This is a genomic window from Micromonospora sp. CPCC 206061, assembly GCF_036906915.1.
Lineage (GTDB): Bacteria > Actinomycetota > Actinomycetes > Mycobacteriales > Micromonosporaceae > Phytohabitans.
This window is the reverse complement of sequence record NZ_JBAKHX010000003.1, coordinates 89,635-111,835: the sequence shown is the minus strand read 5'-3', so window position 1 is coordinate 111,835 and position 22,201 is coordinate 89,635. Positions and strand designations below refer to the sequence as shown.

Annotated in this window: 21 protein-coding genes; 12 read left to right on the top strand and 9 right to left on the bottom strand. The window is 70.2% G+C overall.

Going from position 1 to position 22,201, the window contains the following annotated elements; genetic code table 11:
- Nucleotides 1-5: 5 nt before the first annotated feature.
- From V6V89_RS03810 to V6V89_RS03795, 4 genes are read left to right on the top strand one after another with little or no spacing between them, the layout of a single operon-like run.
- Complete coding sequence (locus V6V89_RS03810; RefSeq protein ID WP_334617506.1) at nt 6-182, top strand: DUF6104 family protein; 177 nt, start codon at nt 6-8, stop codon at nt 180-182.
- 59 nt (nt 183-241) lie between these two features.
- Complete coding sequence (locus tag V6V89_RS03805) at nt 242-2,470, top strand: fibronectin type III domain-containing protein (protein ID WP_334617505.1); 2,229 nt, start codon at nt 242-244, stop codon at nt 2,468-2,470.
- Between the two features lie 9 nt (nt 2,471-2,479).
- Entirely contained in the window at nt 2,480-4,543 is a 2,064-nt protein-coding gene (pta, locus tag V6V89_RS03800) for a phosphate acetyltransferase (protein WP_334617504.1), read from the top strand.
- Nucleotides 4,540-5,640, top strand: coding sequence for an acetate/propionate family kinase (locus V6V89_RS03795; RefSeq protein ID WP_334617503.1), 1,101 nt, complete (start codon nt 4,540-4,542; stop codon nt 5,638-5,640). The genes pta and V6V89_RS03795 overlap by 4 nt, the downstream gene beginning before the upstream one ends.
- On the opposite strand, the gene V6V89_RS03790 is transcribed toward V6V89_RS03795, so the two are convergent.
- Nucleotides 5,626-5,790 (bottom strand): hypothetical protein, encoded by a 165-nt coding sequence (locus tag V6V89_RS03790; RefSeq protein ID WP_334617502.1) that lies wholly within the window; start codon nt 5,788-5,790, stop codon nt 5,626-5,628. The genes V6V89_RS03795 and V6V89_RS03790 overlap by 15 nt on opposite strands.
- A gap of 116 nt (nt 5,791-5,906) precedes the next feature.
- On the opposite strand from V6V89_RS03790, the gene V6V89_RS03785 reads away from it, so the two are divergent.
- The 3 genes from V6V89_RS03785 (at nt 5,907) to V6V89_RS03775 (ending at nt 11,113) form a co-directional block, all read left to right on the top strand.
- Nucleotides 5,907-8,105: an MMPL family transporter gene (locus V6V89_RS03785; RefSeq protein ID WP_334617501.1), complete on the top strand. Its 2,199-nt coding sequence runs from the start codon at nt 5,907-5,909 to the stop codon at nt 8,103-8,105.
- Between the two features lie 402 nt (nt 8,106-8,507).
- Nucleotides 8,508-8,777: a LuxR C-terminal-related transcriptional regulator gene (locus V6V89_RS03780; RefSeq protein ID WP_334617500.1), complete on the top strand. Its 270-nt coding sequence runs from the start codon at nt 8,508-8,510 to the stop codon at nt 8,775-8,777.
- Nucleotides 8,778-8,950: 173 nt separating this feature from the next.
- The gene (locus V6V89_RS03775; RefSeq protein ID WP_334617499.1) at nt 8,951-11,113 is read left to right on the top strand and encodes a choice-of-anchor J domain-containing protein; all 2,163 of its coding nucleotides are present in this window, start codon (nt 8,951-8,953) and stop codon (nt 11,111-11,113) included.
- A gap of 51 nt (nt 11,114-11,164) precedes the next feature.
- On the opposite strand, the gene V6V89_RS03770 is transcribed toward V6V89_RS03775, so the two are convergent.
- From V6V89_RS03770 to V6V89_RS03760, 3 genes are all read right to left on the bottom strand, one after another.
- Nucleotides 11,165-12,118 (bottom strand): zinc-binding dehydrogenase, encoded by a 954-nt coding sequence (locus tag V6V89_RS03770; protein ID WP_334617498.1) that lies wholly within the window; start codon nt 12,116-12,118, stop codon nt 11,165-11,167.
- A gap of 30 nt (nt 12,119-12,148) precedes the next feature.
- Nucleotides 12,149-13,258 carry an NAD(P)-dependent malic enzyme gene (locus tag V6V89_RS03765; RefSeq protein WP_334617606.1) on the bottom strand — a complete coding sequence of 370 codons (1,110 nt, stop codon included), beginning with the start codon at nt 13,256-13,258 and terminating at the stop codon, nt 12,149-12,151.
- 226 nt (nt 13,259-13,484) lie between these two features.
- Entirely contained in the window at nt 13,485-13,817 is a 333-nt protein-coding gene (locus V6V89_RS03760) for a S26 family signal peptidase (protein WP_334617497.1), read from the bottom strand.
- Nucleotides 13,818-13,883: 66 nt separating this feature from the next.
- Between V6V89_RS03760 and sodN the strand changes: the two genes are divergently transcribed.
- The 3 genes from sodN to V6V89_RS03745 all read left to right on the top strand — a co-directional run bounded on the left by sodN (nt 13,884) and on the right by V6V89_RS03745 (nt 15,256).
- Nucleotides 13,884-14,288 (top strand): superoxide dismutase, Ni, encoded by a 405-nt coding sequence (gene sodN / locus V6V89_RS03755; RefSeq protein WP_334617496.1) that lies wholly within the window; start codon nt 13,884-13,886, stop codon nt 14,286-14,288.
- Nucleotides 14,285-14,773: a GNAT family N-acetyltransferase gene (locus V6V89_RS03750; protein ID WP_334617495.1), complete on the top strand. Its 489-nt coding sequence runs from the start codon at nt 14,285-14,287 to the stop codon at nt 14,771-14,773. The genes sodN and V6V89_RS03750 overlap by 4 nt, the downstream gene beginning before the upstream one ends.
- 72 nt (nt 14,774-14,845) lie before the next feature.
- A complete protein-coding gene (locus tag V6V89_RS03745; protein WP_334617494.1) occupies nt 14,846-15,256 on the top strand; it encodes an ATP-binding protein in 411 nt (136 codons plus the stop codon).
- Nucleotides 15,257-15,319: 63 nt separating this feature from the next.
- Here V6V89_RS03745 and V6V89_RS03740 read toward each other — a convergent pair whose 3' ends face one another.
- Together V6V89_RS03740 and V6V89_RS03735 are read right to left on the bottom strand one after the other, a co-directional pair.
- Nucleotides 15,320-16,018: a FadR/GntR family transcriptional regulator gene (locus V6V89_RS03740; protein WP_334617493.1), complete on the bottom strand. Its 699-nt coding sequence runs from the start codon at nt 16,016-16,018 to the stop codon at nt 15,320-15,322.
- A 56-nt stretch (nt 16,019-16,074) separates the two neighbouring features.
- Nucleotides 16,075-16,464, bottom strand: a complete 390-nt coding sequence (locus V6V89_RS03735) for a hypothetical protein (protein ID WP_442935057.1) — start codon at nt 16,462-16,464, stop codon at nt 16,075-16,077.
- 105 nt (nt 16,465-16,569) lie between these two features.
- Here V6V89_RS03735 and V6V89_RS03730 point away from each other — a divergent pair, with 105 nt between their 5' ends.
- The gene (locus V6V89_RS03730; protein WP_334617491.1) at nt 16,570-17,493 is read left to right on the top strand and encodes a diacylglycerol/lipid kinase family protein; all 924 of its coding nucleotides are present in this window, start codon (nt 16,570-16,572) and stop codon (nt 17,491-17,493) included.
- Between the two features lie 418 nt (nt 17,494-17,911).
- Nucleotides 17,912-18,166 (top strand): WhiB family transcriptional regulator, encoded by a 255-nt coding sequence (locus V6V89_RS03725; protein ID WP_265250665.1) that lies wholly within the window; start codon nt 17,912-17,914, stop codon nt 18,164-18,166.
- 88 nt (nt 18,167-18,254) lie between these two features.
- Here the strand turns inward: V6V89_RS03725 and V6V89_RS03720 are convergent, their stop codons facing one another.
- The 3 genes from V6V89_RS03720 to V6V89_RS03710 all read right to left on the bottom strand — a co-directional run bounded on the left by V6V89_RS03720 (nt 18,255) and on the right by V6V89_RS03710 (nt 21,903).
- A complete protein-coding gene (locus tag V6V89_RS03720; protein WP_334617490.1) occupies nt 18,255-19,007 on the bottom strand; it encodes a sirohydrochlorin chelatase in 753 nt (250 codons plus the stop codon).
- Nucleotides 19,008-19,248: 241 nt separating this feature from the next.
- Nucleotides 19,249-19,992: a phosphoadenylyl-sulfate reductase gene (locus V6V89_RS03715; RefSeq protein WP_334617489.1), complete on the bottom strand. Its 744-nt coding sequence runs from the start codon at nt 19,990-19,992 to the stop codon at nt 19,249-19,251.
- Nucleotides 19,993-20,211: 219 nt separating this feature from the next.
- Nucleotides 20,212-21,903 carry a nitrite/sulfite reductase gene (locus V6V89_RS03710; protein ID WP_334617488.1) on the bottom strand — a complete coding sequence of 564 codons (1,692 nt, stop codon included), beginning with the start codon at nt 21,901-21,903 and terminating at the stop codon, nt 20,212-20,214.
- Nucleotides 21,904-22,201: the final 298 nt, after the last annotated feature.

Sequence of the window (22,201 nt, the reverse complement as noted above, 5' to 3'; positions counted from 1 at the left end):
GCGCCGTGTACTTCACCGATCGTGGCATCGAGGAGCTGGTCGAGCGGCGTGGCGGCGAGACCGTGACCATCGAGTGGGTCGCGGAGCGGCTGCGTGACTTTCTCGACCTGAACCCGGAGTTCGAGACGCCCGTCGAGCGGCTCGCCACCTGGCTGGCCCGCCTCGACGACGAAGACGACTGAAGGCGACCTAGGACGACGCGGGCAACCGGAATAGCGTTGCCCGCGTAAAGTCGAACAGCATGAATACGGGGCGCTGGCTCGCGGGGGCGGCCGGCTTGTTAGTGCTGGGCGCGCTCGCGATTGTTCTGCTGGATCACGACGGTGGCGCGGCGCCTGAGCCGCCGAAGCCGCCGCGGCTGGCGGCGACCGACCTGACGGGCATGTTCAGCCGGTACGGAGACACCAGTGGACAGTGGACCGGCGGCGACAACACGGCTTCGGTGCCGCTCCCGGACGGCCGGGTCGCGTGGCTGTTCTCCGACACGTTCCTCGGCAAGGTAAACGCCGATCACACGCGCCCCCGCGACTCCGCCTTCATCAACAACACGATCGTCGTGCAGGAGGGCGCCCAGCCGGTGCTGACCCTGCGCGGCGGCGCACCTGACAAGCCGGCCGCGCTCGTCGCCCCGCCCGCCACCGGCCAGTACTACTGGGCGCAGGACGGCACCGTCGAGGGCGACCACCTGCAGGTGTTCTACAACCGGTACCGCCGCACCGGCTCCGGCCTCTGGGACTTCACGCTGACCGGTTCGGTGCTGGCCACGTTCGACCTGCCGGGGCTCGCTTCCAAGCAGGTCACCGACCTGCCGTTCGGTGACCGGATCGCGTGGGGCTCGGCGGTGCTGGAGGACGGTGGCCACACGTACGTGTACGGCGCCGAGCGCACCAACGACGCGCTGCGGTTCGCGCACGTGGCCCGGGTGCCGGCCGGCCAGCTGGGCGGGGCGTGGGAGTTCTGGACCGGCAGCGGCTGGTCGACGGCCGTGGAGCGGTCGGCGCGCCTGCTCAGCGGGGTGGGCACCGGATACTCGGTGCAGCGGGTCGCCGACAGGTACGTCATGGTGACGACCGAGGGCAACCTGCTGTTCAACCCGGCGATCGTGGCCTACACGGCGCCGGCGCCCACCGGGCCGTGGGAGGGGCCGCTCCAGCTGCACACGCCCGCCGAAGCCACGCCCGGCACGTCACGGGTGTCGTACGACGCGCGCCTGCACCCCGAGCTTGCCCGCCCCGGAAAGCTGCTGGTGTCGTACAACGTCAACAGCCTCGACGCCGACACCAGCTACGCCGACGCGCGGGTATACCGGCCCCGGTTCGTCGAGGTCGACTGGCCGCTCGCCGAGCCCGCCGCCCGCGCCCAGGCACCGACCGGCCTGAGCGCGGCGGTCAACGACGTCCATCCGGCGCTGCGCTGGAGCGCCGTCCCGGGCGCCGAGCGGTACTGGGTGTACGAGCGCGACGTCACCGCCGGCCAGACGCATCCGGCCCGCCGGCCGCACCCGGTCACCGGCACCGCCACCGACGCCGGGCTGCTCAGAGACGGCCACGAGTACGAGTTCTGGGTCAGCGCCGACGGGCCGGCCGCCGAGTCGCCGCCCTCCGCCGCGGTCACCGCTGTCCGCACGCGTCCCACGGTGCCGGAGGGCCTCACCGCCAAGCCGCTCCCCGACGGCCGGATCGCTTTGACCTGGACGAATCCCGGCGCCAACCTCTGGTACTGGCTGTACCAGCGAGACACGACCAAGGGTGAGCAGTGGCGCCGCCACGACTTCCCGATCGACCAGGCCCGCGGGTTCACCACCGTGCCGCTGATGCACGGCCACGCGTACGAGTTCCGGATCGCGGCGATCGGGCCGAGCGGCGAGTCGGCGCCTTCCGCGGTGACCCGGGCGACAGCGCGGTATGCGCCGCCGCCGGCTCCGACCGGCCTGCGCGCCGCGCCCGGCGACTCTCGCGCCACGCTGACGTGGAACGCCCCGTCCGCCGGTCTCACCTACCGCCTGTACTACCGGGATCTCACGACCGGGCAGCGGGCCTTCACCCGCAGCCTGTTCCACGTCGACGAGCCGACCGGCATCGTGGGCGGGCTGGTCAACGGGCACGAGTACGAGTTCCGGGTGGCCGCCGTGCGGCACGGCGCCGAGGGCCCGCCCAGCCAGACCGTCCGCGCCACCCCGATGCTGCCGCTGCCCACGGCTCCCACGGACCTGAAGGCCACCGTGACCGCCCCCGGCACCCTCACGCTGACCTGGAAGCCGCTCGCCCCGGGTATCCACTACTGGGTGCACTACCGCGACCTCACGGCCAAGCAGGAAGAGTTCGTCAAGGCGGAGTTTCCGACGGCCAACCCGCCGGCCCTCCAGCCGGGCCTGCTTCCGGGGCACGAATACGAGGTCACGGTGAGCGCGGCCAACCACACCGGTGAAGGGCCGCCCGCAACACCGGTGAAGATCGTGGTGACCAGCTAGGTTGATCGTGTGGCGCGGAGCGTGTACATCGCGGGCCTCGGCCCGGGCGGTGGGAAGTCGACGATCGCCCTCGGCCTGGCCGAGCTGCTGTCGCGGCAGGTCGCGAGCATAGGCGCGTTCCGGCCGCTCACGCCCGCAGGGCCAACCAGCACAGCCGGCACGGACCCGATCCTGGTTCTGCTGCGCGAGCGGTATCAGATCGACGCGCCCTACGACGACATGTACGGCGTCACGCACGCCGAGGCGACCGCGCTCATCGCGGACGGCAAGCGCGAAGAGCTGATTTCCCTGATCGTCGGCCGGTACCGCGAACTGGAGCGGCGTCACCCGGCGATGGTCGTGGTGGGCAGCGACATCGGCGAGAGCGGCGACACCGATGTCGCGTTCAACGCCCGGCTGGCCACCGAGTTCGGCAGTGTGGTGGTCGCGGTGGTCGACGGCTTCGGGCAGGACAGCGCCTCGATCGCCGCCGAGCTGGCCAGCGCCTACCACGGTCTCACCGACCACGGCGCGACCGTGCTGGCGGCGATCGCCAACCGGGTGCCCCCTGACACGTCGCTGCCCGATCTGCCGGTGCCGGCGTACGCGATCCCGGAGGTTCCGGCGGTCTCGGCGCCGACGGTGGCCGAGGTGGCGGAGGCGTTGGGCGCCATCCGCCTGGCCGGCGACGCGGCGGCGCTCGACCGCGACGTGCTCGATTTCGTCGTGGGCGCTGCCCACGTGCCGATCCTGACCGACCACCTGACCGACGGCTGCCTGGTGATCACGCCTGGTGACCGCGCCGACCTGCTGGTGGCGGCCGCGGCGGCGCGGGTGGCCGGCACCGCGGCGGTTGCCGGCGTCGTGCTCACCCTCGGCGAGCGGCCGGACCCCCGGGCGATGCGGCTGGTCGAAGGGCTGCACGCGGGCCTGGCGGTGCTGGCCGTGCCCGAAGACAGCTACGCCACGGTCGAGGCTTCGAGCCGGATCGAGAGCCACCCCACGATGGCCAGCCCGCGCAAGGTGGAGGCGGCGATCGGCGCGTTCGAGTCCAGTGTGGACATCGAAGGACTGGCCGCCAGACTCGACGTGGCGCGGTCGGCGCGGGTGACGCCGCTGATGTTCGAGTTCGACCTGATCGATCGGGCGCGCGCCGACCGGCGGCACCTGGTGCTGCCCGAGGGCGGCGAGGAGCGCATCCTGCGGGCGGCGGAGATCCTCCTGCGGCGCGGCGTCGCCGATCTGACCCTGCTGGGCAACGCCGACGAGATCGTACGCAAGGCGCGCGACCTCGGCATCGACATCGGCGACGCGCGCACCGTCGACCCGGCGACGAGCCCGTGGCTGGACGAGTTCACCGAGCGGTACGCGCAGCTGCGCCGCCACAAGGGCGTGACACTGGATCTGGCGCGCGACGTGGTCCGCGACGTCAGCTACTTCGGCACGATGATGGTGCACACCGGCCGCGCCGACGGCATGGTTTCCGGCGCCACGCACACGACGGCGGCGACCATCCGGCCCGCGTTCGAGATCGTCAAGACCGTGCCGGGCGTGTCGGTGGCGTCCAGTGTGTTCTTCATGCTGCTCGCCGACCGGGTGCTGGTGTACGGCGACTGCGCCGTCAACCCTGACCCGGACGCGCACCAGCTCGCCGACATCGCGCTCTCGTCGGCGCAGACCGCCGCCCGGTTCGGCATCGAGCCGCGGGTGGCGATGCTGTCGTACTCGACCGGCACGTCCGGCACCGGTGCCGACGTGGCGAAGGTCGCCGCGGCCACCGCGCTGGTCCGGGAACGCGCGCCCAGCCTGCCCGTCGAGGGTCCGATCCAGTACGACGCCGCGATCGACCCGACGGTGGCGCAGACGAAGCTGCCCGGCTCGGCGGTGGCGGGCCGGGCGACCGTGTTCGTCTTCCCCGACCTGAACACCGGCAACAACACGTACAAGGCGGTGCAGCGCTCCGCCGGGGCGGTGGCGGTCGGCCCGGTCATGCAGGGGCTCCGGCGCCCGGTCAACGACCTGAGCCGGGGCGCCACCGTAAAAGACATCGTCAACACCGTGGCGATCACCGCGATCCAGGCGGCCGCCGCGTGAGGATCCTGGTGCTCAACAACGGCTCGTCGTCGGTGAAGTACCGGCTGTACGACGGCGACCGGCTCGTGAGCAAGGGCCTCCTGGAGCGGGTGACGGACTACGAGGCGGCGCTGCGCGAGGTGACCGACTCGGTCGACCTGGCCGATCTCGGCGCCGTCGGGCACCGCGTGGTGCATGGCGGGCTGCGCTTCACCGAGCCGGCCCTGATCACCGATGAGGTGGTCGCCGCCATCGAAGAGCTGGTGCCGCTCGCGCCGCTGCACAACCCGGCCAACCTGGCCGGCATCGGGGTGGCCCGCAAGCTGCTGCCCGGCGTGCCACAGGTGGCGGTCTTCGACACGGCGTTCCACCGCACGCTGCCCGAGGCGGCGGCGACGTACGCGATCGACCGTGACGTGGCCGACCGGTACGGCATCCACCGGTACGGCTTTCACGGCACCTCGCACGCGTACGTGTCGCGGCGCACCGCCGCGCTGCTGGACCGCCCGCTGGCCGAGGTCAACACGATCACGCTGCACCTGGGCAACGGTGCGAGCGCCTGCGCGGTCTCCGGTGGCCGGTCGGTCGCCACCTCGATGGGCCTGTCGCCGCTGGAAGGGCTGGTGATGGGCTCGCGCAGCGGTGACCTCGACCCTGCGGTCGTCTTCCACCTGCACCGCACGGCTGGCATGTCGGTCGACGAGATCGACGACCTGCTCAACCACCGCAGCGGGCTGGTGGGGCTGGCCGGCGCGGGCGACATGCGCGAGGTGCTGAGCCGGCGAGCCGCTGGCGACCGCGCGGCGGCCCTGGCCATCGACGTGTACTGCCGGCGCATCCGCTCCTATGTCGGGGCGTACTACGCGGTGCTCGGCCGGCTCGACGCGATCGCGTTCACAGCGGGTGTGGGTGAAAACGCGGCGACCGTGAGGGCCGAGTCACTCGCCGGCCTCGACCGGCTCGGCATCGAGATCGACCCGGCGCGCAACGACAGCGTCCGGGAAGGAATCATTTCCCCTGAAGGGGCCACCGTGACCGTCTGTGTCATGCCGACCGACGAAGAGTTGGAGATCGCCACACAGACCCGGTCAGTAGTCGGTGGATCACCCAAAGGCTAGAAACAGGGTCAACGCGACCAGCACGACCGCGAGAACCGCGACGCCGATGACCAGCGGCAGCTTCGACGGGGCCTGCTCCGGCTCGGCCTCGGTCGCGAACGAACGGAACGCCTCGGTGTTGCCACTCGGATCCATGTACTCGTCAGACATGGCCACGACCATAGCGTGGTAGGGCTGGCCCTACCACGACGGCGCGGTGTTCCCCACCGGAAAGTGGGGTGCGCGCTGGATCGATGCGAATCAGCGCTGCTCATAGCGTCTTCGGCATGACCACATCCATCATGCAGCGACCGGCCGTCGGGCCGGGCGAGCCCCCGGCGACGCACCGGCGATCCCGCAACCTGGCCGCCACGGTCGCCCGCTTCAGCGCGCGGCACCGGGCCACCGCGATCTTCGGGTGGTTGCTCTTCGTGGTAGCGGCCACGGTGCTCTCCGCCGCGATCGGGACCATCGCGGCGAAGGACAGCGACTACGGAAACGGTGAGTCGCGGCGCGCCGACAAAATGATCGAGGCGGCCGGCTTCCCCGACCGTGCCGGCGAGATGGTGATCGTGCAGAGCGGCGGGCTGACCGCTGACGCGCCAGCGTTCCAGGGCGCGGTGCGCGACGCGGTCTCCGCCGTGGAGGCCACGGGCCAGGTGGAGAACGTACGCACCGACGCCCTCTCCGAAGACGGGCACGCGGCGCTGGTCACATTCGACATGACCGGCGACGCCGACACCGCCTCTGACCGGGTGCAGCCGGTGCTCGACGCGGTTGCCGGGGTACAGGAACGCCACCCCGACCTGTACATCGGGCAGACCGGTGCCGCCAGCATCGACAAGGCGATCATGCAGGGCCTGGAGGAGGACCTGACGCTGCTGTCGACGCTGTCAATCCCGGTGACGCTCGGCATCCTGATCGTCGCGTTCGGGGCGCTGCTGGCGGCGGTGCTGCCGCTCGGCCTGGCCCTGACCGCGTTCATGGCCTCGCTCGGCCTGCTGGCCGCCGCGAGCCGCCTCTTCCCCACCGCCGACTCCACCACCCACCTCATGCTGCTTATGGGCCTCGCCGTCGGGGTCGACTACTGCCTGTTCTACATCCGCCGGGAACGCGAGGAGCGAGCCAAGGGCGCCGACCCCGAGACCGCGCTGGCCATCGCGGCGGCCACCTCCGGCCGGTCGATCCTCATCTCGGCGTTCACCGTAATCATCGCGGTGGCCGGCATGTTCCTCACCGACGACACCGCGTTCATCAGCCTCGCCACCGGCACGATCCTGGTCGTCGCGACAGCCGCGCTCGGCTCGCTGACCGTGCTGCCCGCGCTGCTGTCCAAGCTCGGCGACCGGGTCGACCTCGGCCGCATCCCCGGCCTGTACCGGCGTGAGTCCAACGGCCGCTTCTGGCGCGTCGTGCTCAAGGTCGTGCTGCGCCGGCCCGGCGTCTCGGCGGCCTTCGCCGCGGCCGCTCTGATCGCGCTCGCGACGCCCGCCCTCGGCATGCGCACCGCCTCCGACGGTGCCGACGGTTTCAAGCACGACAAGCCGGCCCTGATCGCGTACGACAAGGTGTCGGCCGCCTTCCCCGGCGGCGCCGACCCGGGCGTCGTCGTAGTAAAGGCAGCGGACGTCACCAGCGCGTCGATGACCGCGGCGATCGGAGCATTCAAGACCACCGCGCTCGCGACCGGCAAGCTGCACGAGCCGGTCACGGTGCAGGTAAGCCCGGACAAGACGGTCGCGCGGATCAGCCTGGGCCTGTCCGGTTCCGGCACCGACGCCGCCTCGGAGGAAGCGGTACGCGTACTCCGCGACAAGGTCATCCCAGCTACCGTGCTGAGCGTCGACGGTGCCGAGGTGGCCGTCACCGGCGAGGCAGCCCAGTCGGTCGACTTCAACAAGGCGCTGACCGGCAGCGTGCCGCTGGTGTTCGCGTTCGTGCTCGGGCTGGCGTTCCTGCTGCTGCTCGTGTCGTTCCGCTCGGTCGTCGTGGCGGCCACCGCGATCGTGCTCAACCTACTGTCCGTCGCCGCCGCCTACGGCGCGCTGGTGCTGGTCTTCCAGAAGGGAATGGGCGAGAGCCTGCTGGACTTCCACGCCCGTGGTGCCATCACGAGCTGGATCCCGCTGTTCCTCTTCGTGATCCTCTTTGGACTGTCGATGGACTACCACGTGTTCGTGCTCAGTCGCATCCGAGAAGGCTACGACCGGGGCTGGCCGACCAAGCTCGCGGTGTCGCGGGGTATCCGCGGCACGGCCGGCGTCATCACGAGCGCGGCGGTCGTGATGGTGGCCGTGTTCGGCCTCTTCACTACGGGCTCGATGACGTCGATGAAGGAGATGGGCTTCGGCCTGGCGGTAGCGGTCCTGATCGACGCGACAATCGTCCGCGCCGTGCTCCTCCCGTCGGTAATGGCCATGCTGGGCGACCGCAACTGGTACCTCCCCCGCTGGCTCGGGTGGCTCCCCCACTCCTCGCACCACTAGCGCTCGCGGCGCCTTCCGTCGATCAAGGGCAAACGCACGTGGTTCGATCTCTAGACCACGTGCGTTTGCCCTTGATCCATGCAATTGCCCTTGATCGACGTCAGCTCGACGCTGCGCGGGTTGCCGCTGGGCCTGAACGCCCGGACACCTCTCTTATGAGCTTCCACGATGCGGACTCCAGGCCGTCGAAGGAGTCGATCGGCGCGTGGAACATATTCGATGCCTTGGGAGGCCACAATGGACTTGACCGCTTCCGGCCACCACCGATGGCCAGCGCATACGCCCCCAGTAGCCGGGTTGGGCTAGATATCCGCTATTAGCGCACCGTTGCCAACGACACACACGCTGTCCACAATCAGGAGGTCCGTCAACCGCGGGCATGCCCATACGGGGAGGGCTTCCATGAAGTTGGACATCGACGAGGCCGACGACGTGCCGTTGGCTCTCGCTCTCTCGGAAGAGGAGCACCGGCTGCTCGCCGAGTTGCTCACTGGCCGTAGCGACCATCGGGTCGCTTTCCATCTCGACACGAGCGACCGCACGGTGCGGCGCCGGGTCAGCGATCTCATGCGCCGCTTCGGCGCGCCCAACCGTTTCACCTTGGGCGTGATGCTCGGACAGCTAGGGCTGGTGCGGATCCGCCAGCGGCGTCCGGGTTCAGGCGCAGCCTGAACGCATCGTTCCCGACATTCCGGACGTCCACATCGGATAATCCGGGAAGGTCACTTGCGCTCGTACGGGCGTACCGGTAGGCATCGGTGTGTACCAGCGTCCATTCACAAGGGGGATACATGGCACGCAGCCGCATTGTTGGGGCCGCAGCCACCGCTCTCGTCCTTCCCCTGGTGACCATCGTCCCGGCATCGTCGGCGGCAGCCGCCCCCGCACCGGTACGCGATGCGAACCAGCCGAGCGACTTCCGAGAGCTGACTCGAACCGATTTCAAGCTCGACGGCAAGAAGGTCGACGTACCGCAGCGGTACCAGCCGAAGGCATCGACCCGCCAGCGGATCCAGGCTCAGGCCGACACGCCGCCGGTGGGCACCGTCCGGCAGTGGCTGGGCCTCGACGACGTCGAGGGCAGCCTGTACCGCAAGGACTACACACTGCGTGGCGTCGGCGACCACATCGAGGTCTGGGTCGCCAACGACACCTCGTTCCCGGCCGGTGACTGCCGCGCACAGATCCCGAACTCGACGCAGATCACCGACGAGCAGGTCGAATACTTCGTCGAAGAGTTCGACACCAACATGTACCCGAAGGAGACCGCGGCCTTCAGCACGCCGCCGGACCGCGACGGCACCAACGCGGTCGTGCCGCCGGACGCCAACGGTAACGGCGGCGACTACAGCGGCGCGGGCAACCGCACGGTGGCACTCATCGACAATGTCCGGGACGACAACTACTACACGTTCCCGGAAGCGCCGACCTACATCGCGGGCTTCTTCTCGGCGCAGATCAACGAGCTGCTCGACCGCAACGTGATGACCGTCGACGCGTTCGACTGGGCGCACCGCACCGGCGCCAACCCGCCGGACGAGCCGACCAGCGACCTGTGCACCAGCCGGCCCGCCAGGCCGACCGCGTACGAGAGCACGTTCGCGCACGAGTGGCAGCACCTGCTGCACTACTACACCGACCCGTTCGAGGGAAACTGGATCAACGAGGGCCTCTCGGACTACGCCCAGTTGCTGACCGGATACTCCGACACCACGGCCACCGTGTTCGACCGGGGCGCCGACAGCCACCTGTACTGCTTCCAGGGTTTCGGGCCGGTGCAGACGCCGTACAACCCGAACCCGCGCGACTGTGGCGGTCCGGAAAACTCGCTGACGCTCTGGGGTGAGGGCCAGCCGAACGAGGTGCTCGCCGACTACGGCAACGCCTACCAGTTCATGCTGTACCTGCACGACCAGTTCGGCCCGGAGATCCTCTCCAAGCTGCACCGGGACGGCGAGTTCCAGGGCCTGGCGAGCCTCGACGCCGCCCTGGAGGCCGAGGGCCAGAGCAACCCGTACAAGGTGATCCACGACTACCAGACCTCGGTTCTCGTCGACAAGATCGTTGGCGAGTCCCGCCGGGGCGTCATGCTCGGCATCCCGAAGAAGAAGGTCACCTCGGCCAGCGTCCGCTCCACGGTCAACCTGGCCAACCCGGACGCGTACGACGAGCCCGGCGCCGCACCCAACGGCGCTGACTATGTGGCACTGCGCAACGCGGGCGGCACCTTCCTCAAGGGCCGCGAGCTGCGGTCGCTGTCGTTCCAGGGCGCGAAGGTGCTGCCGTCGTTGCCGCTGGCGTGGACCGTCGTCGACAACGACCCGGACCGGCCGGGCAACCCGGTGCTGTTCTCCGGCAACGGCAACAACCTCGACAACGCCGCGGTCACCCAGGTCGCCGTGCCGGCCACCAACGCGACGCTGAGCTTCCTCGCGAAGTACGGCGCCGAGGCCGGTTACGACTACGGGTACGTCATGGTCTCCACCGACGGCGGGGAGACGTACACCGCCATCGCCGGTGACAAGACGGTGGCGGGCCCGTTCGGGCCGTCGCTCAACGGCACCACCGAAGGGTTCGAGCCGCACACATTCGACCTCTCCGCGTACGCCGGCCAGACGGTGCTGCTGGGCATCCGGTACGTCAGCGACGGTGGCGTCAACGAGGGTGGCCTGCTGATCGACGACGTGACGCTGGGCGGCACGACGATCAGCGACGGCTCCAGCCTGGCGGCGTTCGACTCGCCGACCGAGATCAACCCGGTCGAGGTGCACGACTGGAGCGTGCGCCTGGTCGGCATCGACGCGAAGAACCAGATCGCGCTGCAGGCGCAGTACAACCACAAGCGCAATGTGCAGCTCGACCGGGCGCAGCTCGCTCAGTTCGCCGGGTTCCCGACGGTGGTCGCGATCGTCGCGTACGACGAGCCGACCGAGCAGGTCAACCAGTACGCGCCGTACACCCTGACGGTGAACGGCGCCGTGCAGCCGGGTGGGGCGCCAGCCGCCTGACCCACGTCCAGCGAGGAGGGGCGCCGTCACCGAAAGGTGGCGGCGCCCCTCCTACTTCGTGTGGTCCAGCACGACCTTGCCGAAGACGTCGCCGGAGTCCAGCCGCTCGAACGCCCCGGCGGCCTCGGAGAACCCGTACACGCTGTCGACGACCGGCCGGATCCCCTGCTCCTCGCACAGCATGAGCAGGCCGGCCAGCTCCTCCGGGGTGCCCATCGAGGAGCCGAGGATGTCCAGCTGCATCGCGAACACCCGGCGCAGGTTGACCTTCGCCTCGTACCCGGCGGTCGCGCCCGACACGACGATGCGCGCCCCGGGCGCGGCGCACTTCAACGAGTGCTCGAACGTCGCGGCGCCCACCGTCTCGATCACCACGTCGACGCGTTCCGACAGCCGGGCACCCGGCTCCACTGCGGTGGCGCCCAGATCGGCGATGCGCTCTCGCTTTCCGGCGTCCCGGCTGGTGGCATACACCCTCTTGCCGAGCGCGACGGCGAGCACGACCGCGGCGGTGGCGACACCCCCACCGGCGCCCTGCACCAGCACGGCCTCTCCCTCGGTGACCCTGCCGCGCGTGGTGAGCATCCGGTACGCGGTCAGCCATGCCGTCGGCAGGCACGCCGCGTCGACGAAGCTGAGCCCGGCGGGTTTCGGCACGAGGTTGGCGCGCGGCACGGCCACCTGGTCGGCGAGCGTGCCGGGATGGTTCTCGGATAGCAGCGAGTAGCCGCGGGGGTCACCCGGGTCAGGGATCACCGGGTATACGACCACCTCGGCGCCGCCGGAGTCGACGCCCGCCGCGTCGCAGCCCAGGATCATCGGCAGCTGCTGCTCGGTGAGCCCGACACCGCGCAGCGACCACAGGTCGTGGCGGTTGAGCGAGCTGGCGCGGACGTCGACGACCGTCCAGCTCTCGTCCGGGGTTTCAGGTGCCGGCCGCTCGCCGACCGTGAGGGCGGCGAGCGGGTTCCCGTCGTCGAACGAGGAGGCATAGGCAGCGCGCATGGTCAAGCACGCTAACACCGCCCGGCCTGGTCAGGCGTGATCAGCCTGGGCCGCGGCGGCGACCGCGGCGGCCACGGCGGGCGCCACGCGCGGGTCGAGCGCGGACGGCACGAAAGCGTCCGGGTGCAGTGCGTCGGCCACTACGCCCGCGATCGCGTCGGCCGCCGCGACCTTCATCGCATCGGTGATGCGGGAGGCGCGGGCCTCCAGGGCGCCCCTGAAGATGCCCGGAAACGCGAGCACGTTGTTGATCTGGTTCGGGAAGTCGCTGCGACCGGTGGCGACCAGCGCGGCGTGCCGGGCCGCGACGTCGGGGTGCACCTCGGGCGTGGGGTTGGCGAGGGCGAAGACGATGCCGCCGGGCGCCATGCCGGCCACCGCCTCCTCGGCTATCTGTCCGCCGGACACGCCGACCAGGACGTCGGCGCCGGCCAGCGCCTCGGCGATGCCGCCGGTGCGACCGGCGGCGTTGGTCGTGGCGGCCAGCTCGGCCTTGACCGGTGTCAGATCGCCACGCCCCTCGTGGATGATTCCGCGCGAGTCGACGACCACCACCTCGGCGCCGTCGACTCCGCCCGCGATCAGCATCTTCGTGACGGCCACGCCAGCGGCGCCGGCACCGCTCACGACCACGCGCAGGTCAGCGAGCTTGCGGTCGAGCAGGGTGGCGGCGTTGCGCAGCGCGGCCAAGACCACGATCGCGGTGCCGTGCTGGTCGTCGTGGAAGACCGGGATCGGCAGCGCTTCGTCGAGGCGGCGCTCGATCTCGAAGCAGCGCGGCGCGGAGATGTCTTCCAGGTTGATCCCGCCGAACGACGGGGCCAGCGCCGTCACCACCGAAACGATCTCGTCGACGTCCTGGGTGTCGAGGCAGATCGGCACCGCGTCGACGCCGCCGAACTGCTTGAAGAGCACCGCCTTGCCCTCCATCACGGGCATCGCGGCGCGGGCGCCGATGTTGCCGAGACCCAGCACCGCCGACCCGTCGGTGACCACCGCGACGGTGTGCCCGACCCAGGTGTAGTCGGCGGCCAGCGCCGGCTCAGCGGCGATCGCTTCGCACACCCGGGCCACACCCGGGGTGTACGCGAGAGAGAGGTCTTCCCGGCTGGTCAGCGGGACGGTCGAGGCGACGGCCATCTTGCCGCCGCGGTGCAATTCGAACACGGGTTCATTTGCATCGAGGTCGGAGCCGTGACCGCGCACGACGGCGCTCGACCAGAGTTCCGGTTTGTTTTCCAATGAGGACGATGACATGCGGTGACTCCCAGCGTGCGGCTTCCTCGCTCGCGCCCGGCGGCGAGCGGTGCAGTCCCGCCGGCTCGGCGCGCGTCGGTGAGCGATAAGCGGCGGTGCGGTGCGGGGGTCACCCGGTCCGATTTCTGAGCATAAACCCAGGGCGGGGCCAGTAGCGAAGCAATACCCGCCCGACGACGTCCGCAACCCCATACGCGCGCGAGTCGTCTGTGACCAGGTCGTTGTCTCCGCGTACCCACCAGCCGCCGTCCTGCGCGCGGACCGCCCGCTTGACCACGAGCAGGTCTGGCCGCGAACGAAACCGCGCGACCACCACGTCGCCGGGCCGGACGCCCCGGCCACCCCGCCGCACCAGCAGAGCATCGCCGTTTCGCAGTGTCGGAGCCATCGACGGACCTCGCACGAGTACCGCGTACACGATGGTGTGTTTCACCTCTCTCATGTCGCCCAACTCCCGCAGGAGTAGGGTCTTTCTTGGATCATCGCAAACGTCCATGGAGGGGTCCTTATGCGACTTCCACGCATTCTTGCTCCGCGCACAATCGTGAGCGCCCACTGCGATCTGCCCTGTGGCGTCTACGACCCGGCGCAGGCACGGATCGAGGCCGAGTCGATCAAGGCGATTGCCGAGAAGTACCAGGCGAACACCGACCCCGAGTTCCGCACTCGGGCATTGATCATCAAGGAGCAGCGCGCCGAGCTGGTCAAGCACCACCTTTGGGTGCTCTGGACCGACTACTTCAAGGCGCCCCACTTCGAGAAGTACCCGCAGCTCCACCAGCTCTTCAACGAGGCCACCAAGCTGGCTGGCGCGGCCGGGGCCAAGGGGTCGACCGACCCGGCCAAGGCCGACGAGCTGCTCGGCAAGATCGAAGAGATCTCCAAGATCTTCTGGGAGACCAAGCAGGCGTGACCGTCGCGCCTGGCACAGCCACGATCCGGCCGGCACGTCCCGAGGACGTGCCGGCCATCGTTGCGATGGTGCACGAGCTCGCGGCCTTCGAAAAGGCACCCGAGCAGTGCCACCTCACCGAGCCTCAGCTACACGCCGCTCTCTTCGACGCGACGCCCGCACTCTTCGGTCACGTCGCCGTCTGCGACGACCGGCTCGTCGGGTACGCGCTGTGGTTCCTGAACTTCTCCACCTGGGAAGGCGTGCACGGCCTCTACCTCGAAGACGTGTACGTGCGCCCGGAGGCTCGCGGCACCGGTGCCGGCAAGCGGCTCATCGCTGAGCTCGCCCGGATCTGCGTCGATCGGGGCTACGCCCGCCTCGACCTTCAGGTACTGAACTGGAACCCCGCACGCGACCTCTACACCGCGCTCGGCTTCACCGCCCAGGACGAGTGGCTGCCGTACCGCCTTACCGGCACCCCGCTGCGCCGCCTCGCCCGGTAGGGTGCTGCTTCGGGGCCTCAAGTCGCGGGCGGAGGCCTTCGCGGGCGGAGGGGCCCTGCAGTCTCGGGCGGAGTGAGTGAACTGACAGCGCATGTGGAGCCGGTGATCGAAGACGACGTCGTGCTGCTCACCGTGCCAGCCGATGTCGGCTATCTCGGCGTACTGCGCACCGCAACGGCCGGCCTCGCGGCCCGCCTTCACTTCGCCCTCGACGAGATCGAAGACCTCCGCATCGCGGTCGACGAGGCGTGCGCGATGCTTCTCGCCATCGCCACCCGAGGCGCCGAGCTAGAGTGCCGCTTCTCGGTCACCGACGACGCGCTCACCGTCGAGGTCACCGTCAGCACGGTGCCGGGCGCTCGGCTGCCCTCCGAGTCGTCCTTCGCGTGGAAGGTATTGACCGCGCTGACCACGTCCGCCGCCGCGACGGCCACCGGCGACCGCGCGACCATCACGCTACTCACTCGCCGCGTCAGCGGTTAGCGAGCGCGCGCCCCGGTGCGCGGGCGACCCGAGCGAAGCGAGGGCATCTTCACTCAGCTGTGCCTACCGCACGTAACAGTCGCGCAGGAAGTCCAGGTGGGCACGCGCCGCGTTGGAGGCTCCCACGGCGTCGCGGGCGGTCACGAAGTGCAGGATCTCGCGGTGCTCCGCGTCGATCCGCGCCCAGAACCCCTCCGGTGCCGCCTCGGCCAGCTCGCGCTCGTTCGACACCTGGTACAGCGGGCGGCTGAGCAGCACCAGCAGCGGGTTGCCGGTGGCGGCCACCAGCGCCGTGTGAAACGCCCTGTGCGCGGCCAGCATCGTCGGCAGGCCGTCAGTCGCCGGATCGAAGAGCGCCGCCCGCAGGTCGGCGAGATGCTCGTCGGTACGCCGTCCGGCCGCCCGCGCCGCCGCTGGCACCTCCAGCGTCTCGCGCGCCTCCAGCAGGTCCGCCATATCGGCTGTCGCGGTGGTAAGCAGCAGGCTGACCCCGGTCGAAAGGCTGTCGGAGAGCTGCTCCGGGCTCGGGTGCGCCACGAATGAGCCACCGGTGACCCCTCGCGTGGTCACGATCAGGTGCTGGCTGGCCAGCAGGCGCAGGGCCTCCCGTACCGTGCTCCGGCTCACGCCGGACCGGAGGCACAGTTGCGGCTCGGTGGGCAGGCGCTCACCCGGCCGCAGCCGTCCCGAAGTGATCTGCGCACGCAGTTCCTCCGCCAGCGTCTGATATGCCGGCGGCCGCACCGCACCCTCAACGTTCACGGCCACACACTCTAGGCGCAGGTCAGCGGGGGTAGCGGACAACCGGTCGGTCTTACTTAGCCAAGACCCAGCGCTTTTGTGGTGGACGGACTGACGAGTAGCCCACCGACCAGTAGGGCAAGCGCGAGGACGGGTACGCCCAGCCAGGCGAGCCCGCCCTGGATCATGAAGTACCCGACCGGCAGGAACATGAGCTGCACCACGATGGCCGGACCGCGAGCGCCCGACCTGCGCGCGGCGAGTGCCCGGGCGAGGAGGAAGACCAGGAGCGCGCCGGTAGCCGCGAACCCGGTCACTATCAGCGCACCCGCGAGGCTGGTGGCCGTGGCGGTCAGATCCTCGTACACGAGATAGGCCGTGATCAGGGCAAGGACGGCCGCTTCGCCGGTCAGCAGCCACACCGCCCACCGCAGCGCTCTGGGCAGCGATGGGGAGTCCGTCGTCACGCGGGAAACCATACCTGTCCGCTCGGAAGCGACTGGCGAGCACAGTGCCCGCCATGCGGGCGCTGTCTCGTTATCCCGGGACGGCCGGCGAGTACAGTGCCGGCCATGCGCGCGTTATTGGTCGTCAACCCCAAGGCCACCACGACCAGCGAACGCGGTCGGGATGTCCTGGTGCGGGCGCTGCGGACCGAGTTCGACCTGACCGTGCAGCACACCCGGCGCCGCGGGCACGGCACCGCGCTGTCCCGTGAGGCGGCCGAGACGGGTGTCGACGTCGTGGTGACGCTGGGTGGCGACGGCACGGTCAACGAGGTCGTCAATGGCCTGATGGCCGCGCCGTCGCTGGCGGAGCGACCCGCGCTGGCCGTGGTGCCGGGCGGCTCGACGAACGTCTTCGCCCGCGCGCTTGGGCTGCCGAAGGGCTGGGCCGAGGGCACGAGCGTCATCCTGGAGGCGCTGCACGCCGGGCGGCACCGCACGATCGGCCTGGGACGGGCCGACGACCGCTACTTCACGTTCTGCGCGGGGCTCGGGTTGGACGCGTCGGTGGTGCGCCGGGTGGAGCAGGCCCGATTGCGTGGCCGCACCTCCACACCCGGCCTGTACCTGCGCTCGGCCGTCAACCAGTACTTCCTCGGGGTCAACCGGCGTGACCCGGCGATTACGCTGGAGCGCCCCGGCGAGCCGGCCGAGGGCTCGCTGGCGACCGTCATCATCCAGAACACGGCACCGTGGACCTACCTGGGCGACCGGGCGATCAATCCGAACCCGGAGGCCTCGTTCGACCTCGGCCTCGACGTGATGGCCCTGCGCCAGCTGCACCTGCCCAGTACCGCCCGGACGGTGACGCAGATCTTCTCCCGCCAGCCCGACCCGCGCGGCCGGCAGGTCGTGCGACTGCATGACGTCGACGAGTTCACGTTGCTGGCGACCCGGCCGCAGCCCTTCCAGCTCGACGGGGACTACCTCGGTGAGAGGGAGAAAGTTCGTTTCACCAGTGTTCGCGAGGCGTTGCGCGTAATCTGCTGACGAACGGGTACGTCCTGCCTACGTGACGGAGCATACGGGCGAAACACGCCGGAAATGTCGGCATTGGGGCTTGGACTGTACTACATTGATTAGGGCTGTCGGATGTTGGGGGTCGGCGCAGGGGCCGAAACCCGGACAAAGGGGTTGTGGGCTTGCTCACCCGCTCGGATTTTTTCCGAGCGTTCCCCTTGACATCGCGGTAGTTCGTGAAAGTATTCACAAGCGAACCGAGTTACCGGGACATTGCCTGGACACGCCTTTTGCGCGGGCGAGTTTGAGCAGGTCCCATGGCTTCGTCGCCTGCTAACGCGTCGCTGATCGGATGGATGCGCATCGTCACGACCGGCGCTCGCGTACGCATATAAAGAAGATCAACCGCATTTACCGTCATCGATCCAGAATGAGGAGTGTTTCCGCCATGGACTGGCGCCACCATGCTGCCTGCCGCGACGAGGACCCGGAGCTGTTCTTCCCCATCGGGACGTCCGGCCCTGCGCTCCTGCAGGTCGAGCAGGCCAAGGCCGTCTGCCGGCGGTGCTCCGCGACCGACGAGTGTCTGCAGTGGGCGCTCGACTCCGGTCAGGACGCCGGCGTCTGGGGCGGGATGAGCGAAGAAGAGCGGCGCGCTGTCAAGCGTCGCGGTGGCCTGCGGGTCCGCGCTCACTCGGCCTGACCACAGCACAAACCCCACAGCATCCACGCCCCGGCCCCGTTCGCCGGGGCGTCTTGCTGTCTCCAGCCGGTTTTGGACCAGCGAGCGCTCAGGCGGCGCGGGCAGTCGTCAGGCCGGGCACGGACAGCGCCGCGTCTACGCGAGACAGGACCAGGTGGGCCAGCTCCCAGGCGTCTTCCAACGGCTCCGCCACCGCGGCCGCACCCGCCGCCCGGGCCGAGCCGGTCACCGTGTCGTAGAGCAGGCCCGGCGCCAGGAAGTACCCCGCCACGCCGATCCGGCGGGCACCCCGGGCGCGTAGTTCGGCCACCGCCTCGGCCCCCGTGGGCGCCGCGGCCGAGGCGTACGCCACCGCCGCCGGCACACCGAGCCTCGCGCCCAGCGCATCGGCCGCCCGCACGACCGTCTCGCGCGCAGCCGCGTCGCGGGTGCCCGCGGCGGCCACCACCACCGCGTCGAACCCCGAACCAGCCTCGGCCAGCCGCCGGGTCAACCCGACGAGCAGCCACTCCGGCACCTCGCCGCCGGCCGGGCCCAGCACGTCGGTCACCGCCACCGGAATCCGGAGCCCGGATGCCCGCGCGGCACGCACCACATCGGGCACGTCGACCCGCCCGTGGTACGCCGCCGTCAGCAGCAACGGCACCATCGTCACCCGGTCGTGGCCGGCGGCCTCCAGGGCGCTGAGCACCTGCCCCGGCCGGGGCAGCGTGTGGTCCAGGTACGAGGCGCGCACGTCGACACCGGGGCGCGCCGCGGCGACCGCCCGGACCAGCGCCCGCGTCGCGCGGGCAGCACGCGGATCGCGGCTGCCGTGCGCGACGAGAACGATGGGCGTCATGCGCCGCCGCCCGCAGCCGGCCCGGAGTCCAGGGAGCTGTGAGGGCGCGCCGCCCGCGGCCGCCACCAAGCGAAGGGAGCGCAGCGACCGAAGCGACTGGCGGCTACAGGGCGGATTCCAGCGCCCGAGCCGCCCGCGCGGAGCGCGGGCCAGGATCGCAGCGACCGAGCGCAGGGTCGGCTACAGGGCGGCTCTTGGGCGCATGACCCGCGCGAGCGGAGGCGAGCGCCAGCTAGCTCGGTCACGTGTGCAGGCCACACTCGGTCTTTTCGAACATCGCCCACCTGCCGGCCCGCGGGTCTTCACCGGCCTTGGTGCGCCCGGTGCACGGCCAGCAGCCGATCGAACCGTACCCGCGCTTGAAGAGCTCGTTGACCGGCACGTTCCACCGGGAGATGTACGCGTCGACGTCGGCCTGGGACCAGGCGGCGATCGGGTTGACCTTGATCTTGCCGCGCTTGGCGTCGAACGCCACCACCGGCGTGTTGGCTCGCGTCGGCGACTCGTCGCGCCGCAGCCCAGCGGCCCACGCGTCGTAGTCGGCGAGCGCACGCTCCAGCGGCTCGACCTTGCGCAGGAAGCAGCACTCGTCGGGGTTCTTGTTGAACAGCCGCGGCCCGTACTGCCCGTCCTGCTGCCCCACGGTAAGCCGGGGGCGGATGGAGCGCACGTTGACCGGCAGCGTCCGGGCCACGATGTCGCGCACCTTGAGGGTTTCGGGGAAGTGCAGCCCGGTGTCCAGGAAGATCACGTCGACGCCCGGGGCGACCCGCGACACCAGGTGCGCGAGCACCGCGTCGGCCATCGAGCTGGTCACGCAGAACCGGTCGCCGAACGTCTCGGCCGCCCAGCGGGCGATCTCCTCCGCCGGGGCGCCCTCGAGCGCCTCAGCGGCGTCCTCAGCGAGGGCGCGCAGCTGCTTCGCCCGCGGTGTCAGGGACGGGCCAGCGACGAGGCCCAGACCCACCGCGCTCACGGCGCTCATCGCGCCACCGCCTTTCGCACCAATCCGATGAACTTGACCGAGAAGACGCGCGCACAGGAGTGACACTCCCAGGCCCCGTGCCCCTCCTCGGAGGGGCGCAGGTCCTCTTCACCGCAGTAGGGGCAGTACAGAGGTGCGGCGCGTTCGCTCATGGCCGTCCTCGCTTCGCTCCGGGCGGCCATGGGGCTCCAAGCGCACTGTCCCCAATGATTCGCTCGCTCATCGGAGTGCCTCCTCCTCGACCCTCATGACCCATTGGGCGAACTGCTCGCCCTGGGTGCGACTGTCCAGGTACCGGCGGGCCAGGCGCTCGACGTACTCGGGAAGCTCGTCCGCGGTGGTCTTGAGACCGCGCAGTTTGCGTCCGAACCCGGCGGTCTGGCCCTGGGCCATGCCCAGCCCGCCGCCGAGGTGCACCTGGAACCCCTCGACCTGCGTGCCGTCCGGGCCCATGACGATCTGACCTTTGAGGCCGATGTCAGCGGTCTGGGTGCGGGCGCAGGCGTTGGGGCAGCCGTTGATGTGGATGGTGATGTCCGCGTCCATGTCGCGCAGGCGGTCTTCGAGCCGGGCGACCAGCTCCTCGCCGCGCTTCTTGGTCTCGACGATCGCCAGCTTGCAGAACTCGATGCCGGTGCAGGCCATCGTGCCGCGACGCCACGTCGACGGCTGGGCTTCCAGACCGATCCGGCGCATCGCCGCCACCAGCGAGTCGACCGATTCTTGCGGCACGTCGAGCACGAGCAGCTTCTGGTACGCCGTGAGACTCACCCGGGCGCTGCCGTGCGCGGCCACGACGTCGGCGAGCTGCAGCAGCTGGCTGCCGGAGACCCGGCCCACGACGGGAGCGGCGCCGATGTAGAACCGCCCGTCGCGCTGCGCGTGCACGCCGATGTGGTCGATCGGCTTTTCCGGCAGCGCCGGCGGCGGGCCGTCGATGAGACCGCGGCCGAGGTACTCCTTCTCCAGCACCTCGCGGAACTTTTCCACGCCCCAGTCGGCGACCAGGAACTTCAACCGCGCCCGGTGCCGCAGCCGGCGGTACCCGTAGTCGCGGAAGATGCTGACCACGCCGGCCCACACCTCGGGCACCTCGTCGAGCGGCACCCAGACGCCGAGGCGCTGGGCGAGCATCGGGTTGGTCGACAGGCCACCGCCGACCCACAGGTCGAAGCCGGGACCGTACTCGGGGTGGTCGACGCCGAGGAACGAGATGTCGTTGACCTCGTACGGCATGTCGGCCAGCCACGAGATGGACGACTTGAACTTGCGAGGCAGGTTCGAGAACTCGGGCGCACCCACGTACTTGTCGACGATCGCTCGGATCGCGGGCGTGGCGTCGATCTTCTCGTCGGCGGCGATGCCGGCGACCGGACTGCCCAGCACCACGCGCGGGCAGTCGCCGCACGCCTCGGTAGTAGAGAGCCCGACCGCTTCGAGCTGCCGCCAGATCGCGGGCATGTCCTCGACGCGGATCCAGTGGAGCTGGATGTTCTGCCGGTCGGTGATGTCAGCGGTGTCCCGCGCGTACCGCCGGGAGATATCGGCGATCGTGCGCAGCTGATCGAGGTCGAGCTGGCCGCCGTCGACCCGGACGCGCAGCATGAAGTACTTGTCGTCGAGCTCGTGCGGCTCGAGCACGGCGGTGCGACCGCCGTCGATGCCGGGCTTGCGCTGGGTGTAGAGGCCCCACCAGCGGAACCGGCCGCGCAGGTCCTGCGGGTCGATCGAGTCGAAGCCGTGGTGCGCGTAGATGTTTTCGATCCGGGCCCGGACGTTGAGCGGGTTGTCGTCCTTCTTCGTGCGCTCGTTCGGGTTGAGCGGCTCACGGTGGCCGAGCGCCCACTGACCCTCACCCCGCGCCTTGCGCGGGCGAGCGGCCGGCCGGCCTGACGAGCTTGTCAACGCCATCGGGCGCTTCCTCCGTCTGTACTGGTGTGTGCGTCTGGTGGGCACGCGCGGAGGACGGCGTCGTCACAGGGATCCGGCGCGATGCACCACCCCGAGCTCTGGAATGCAGAATGAGGGCGGCTATCTCAGTGGGCCGGACACATGGCGCTGCGAACGCGACCGTAGTCAACGTGACGCCGGGAGGTAAGCCCCAGCGACACGGAACGGCGTTCGGCAACGGTCACGGGCTTCATGCTGCCACATCGACCAGGGTCCGACCAGGTGACATCCCATATGACGGGCAAGTGCAACCCGGGTC

Bases quoted from the DNA above. Each gene is read 5' to 3' on its own strand.
- V6V89_RS03805 (WP_334617505.1), top strand. From the start codon at position 242: ATGAATACGGGGCGCTGGCTCGCGGGGGCGGCCGGCTTGTTAGTGCTG.
- V6V89_RS03790 (WP_334617502.1), bottom strand. From the start codon at position 5,790: ATGTCTGACGAGTACATGGATCCGAGTGGCAACACCGAGGCGTTCCGT.
- V6V89_RS03785 (WP_334617501.1), top strand. From the start codon at position 5,907: ATGACCACATCCATCATGCAGCGACCGGCCGTCGGGCCGGGCGAGCCC.
- V6V89_RS03780 (WP_334617500.1), top strand. From the start codon at position 8,508: ATGAAGTTGGACATCGACGAGGCCGACGACGTGCCGTTGGCTCTCGCT.
- V6V89_RS03770 (WP_334617498.1), bottom strand. From the start codon at position 12,118: ATGCGCGCTGCCTATGCCTCCTCGTTCGACGACGGGAACCCGCTCGCC.
- V6V89_RS03765 (WP_334617606.1), bottom strand. From the start codon at position 13,258: ATGGCCGTCGCCTCGACCGTCCCGCTGACCAGCCGGGAAGACCTCTCT.
- V6V89_RS03760 (WP_334617497.1), bottom strand. From the start codon at position 13,817: ATGAGAGAGGTGAAACACACCATCGTGTACGCGGTACTCGTGCGAGGT.
- sodN (WP_334617496.1), top strand. From the start codon at position 13,884: ATGCGACTTCCACGCATTCTTGCTCCGCGCACAATCGTGAGCGCCCAC.
- V6V89_RS03730 (WP_334617491.1), top strand. From the start codon at position 16,570: ATGCGCGCGTTATTGGTCGTCAACCCCAAGGCCACCACGACCAGCGAA.
- V6V89_RS03725 (WP_265250665.1), top strand. From the start codon at position 17,912: ATGGACTGGCGCCACCATGCTGCCTGCCGCGACGAGGACCCGGAGCTG.
- V6V89_RS03720 (WP_334617490.1), bottom strand. From the start codon at position 19,007: ATGACGCCCATCGTTCTCGTCGCGCACGGCAGCCGCGATCCGCGTGCT.
- V6V89_RS03715 (WP_334617489.1), bottom strand. From the start codon at position 19,992: ATGAGCGCCGTGAGCGCGGTGGGTCTGGGCCTCGTCGCTGGCCCGTCC.
- V6V89_RS03710 (WP_334617488.1), bottom strand. From the start codon at position 21,903: ATGGCGTTGACAAGCTCGTCAGGCCGGCCGGCCGCTCGCCCGCGCAAG.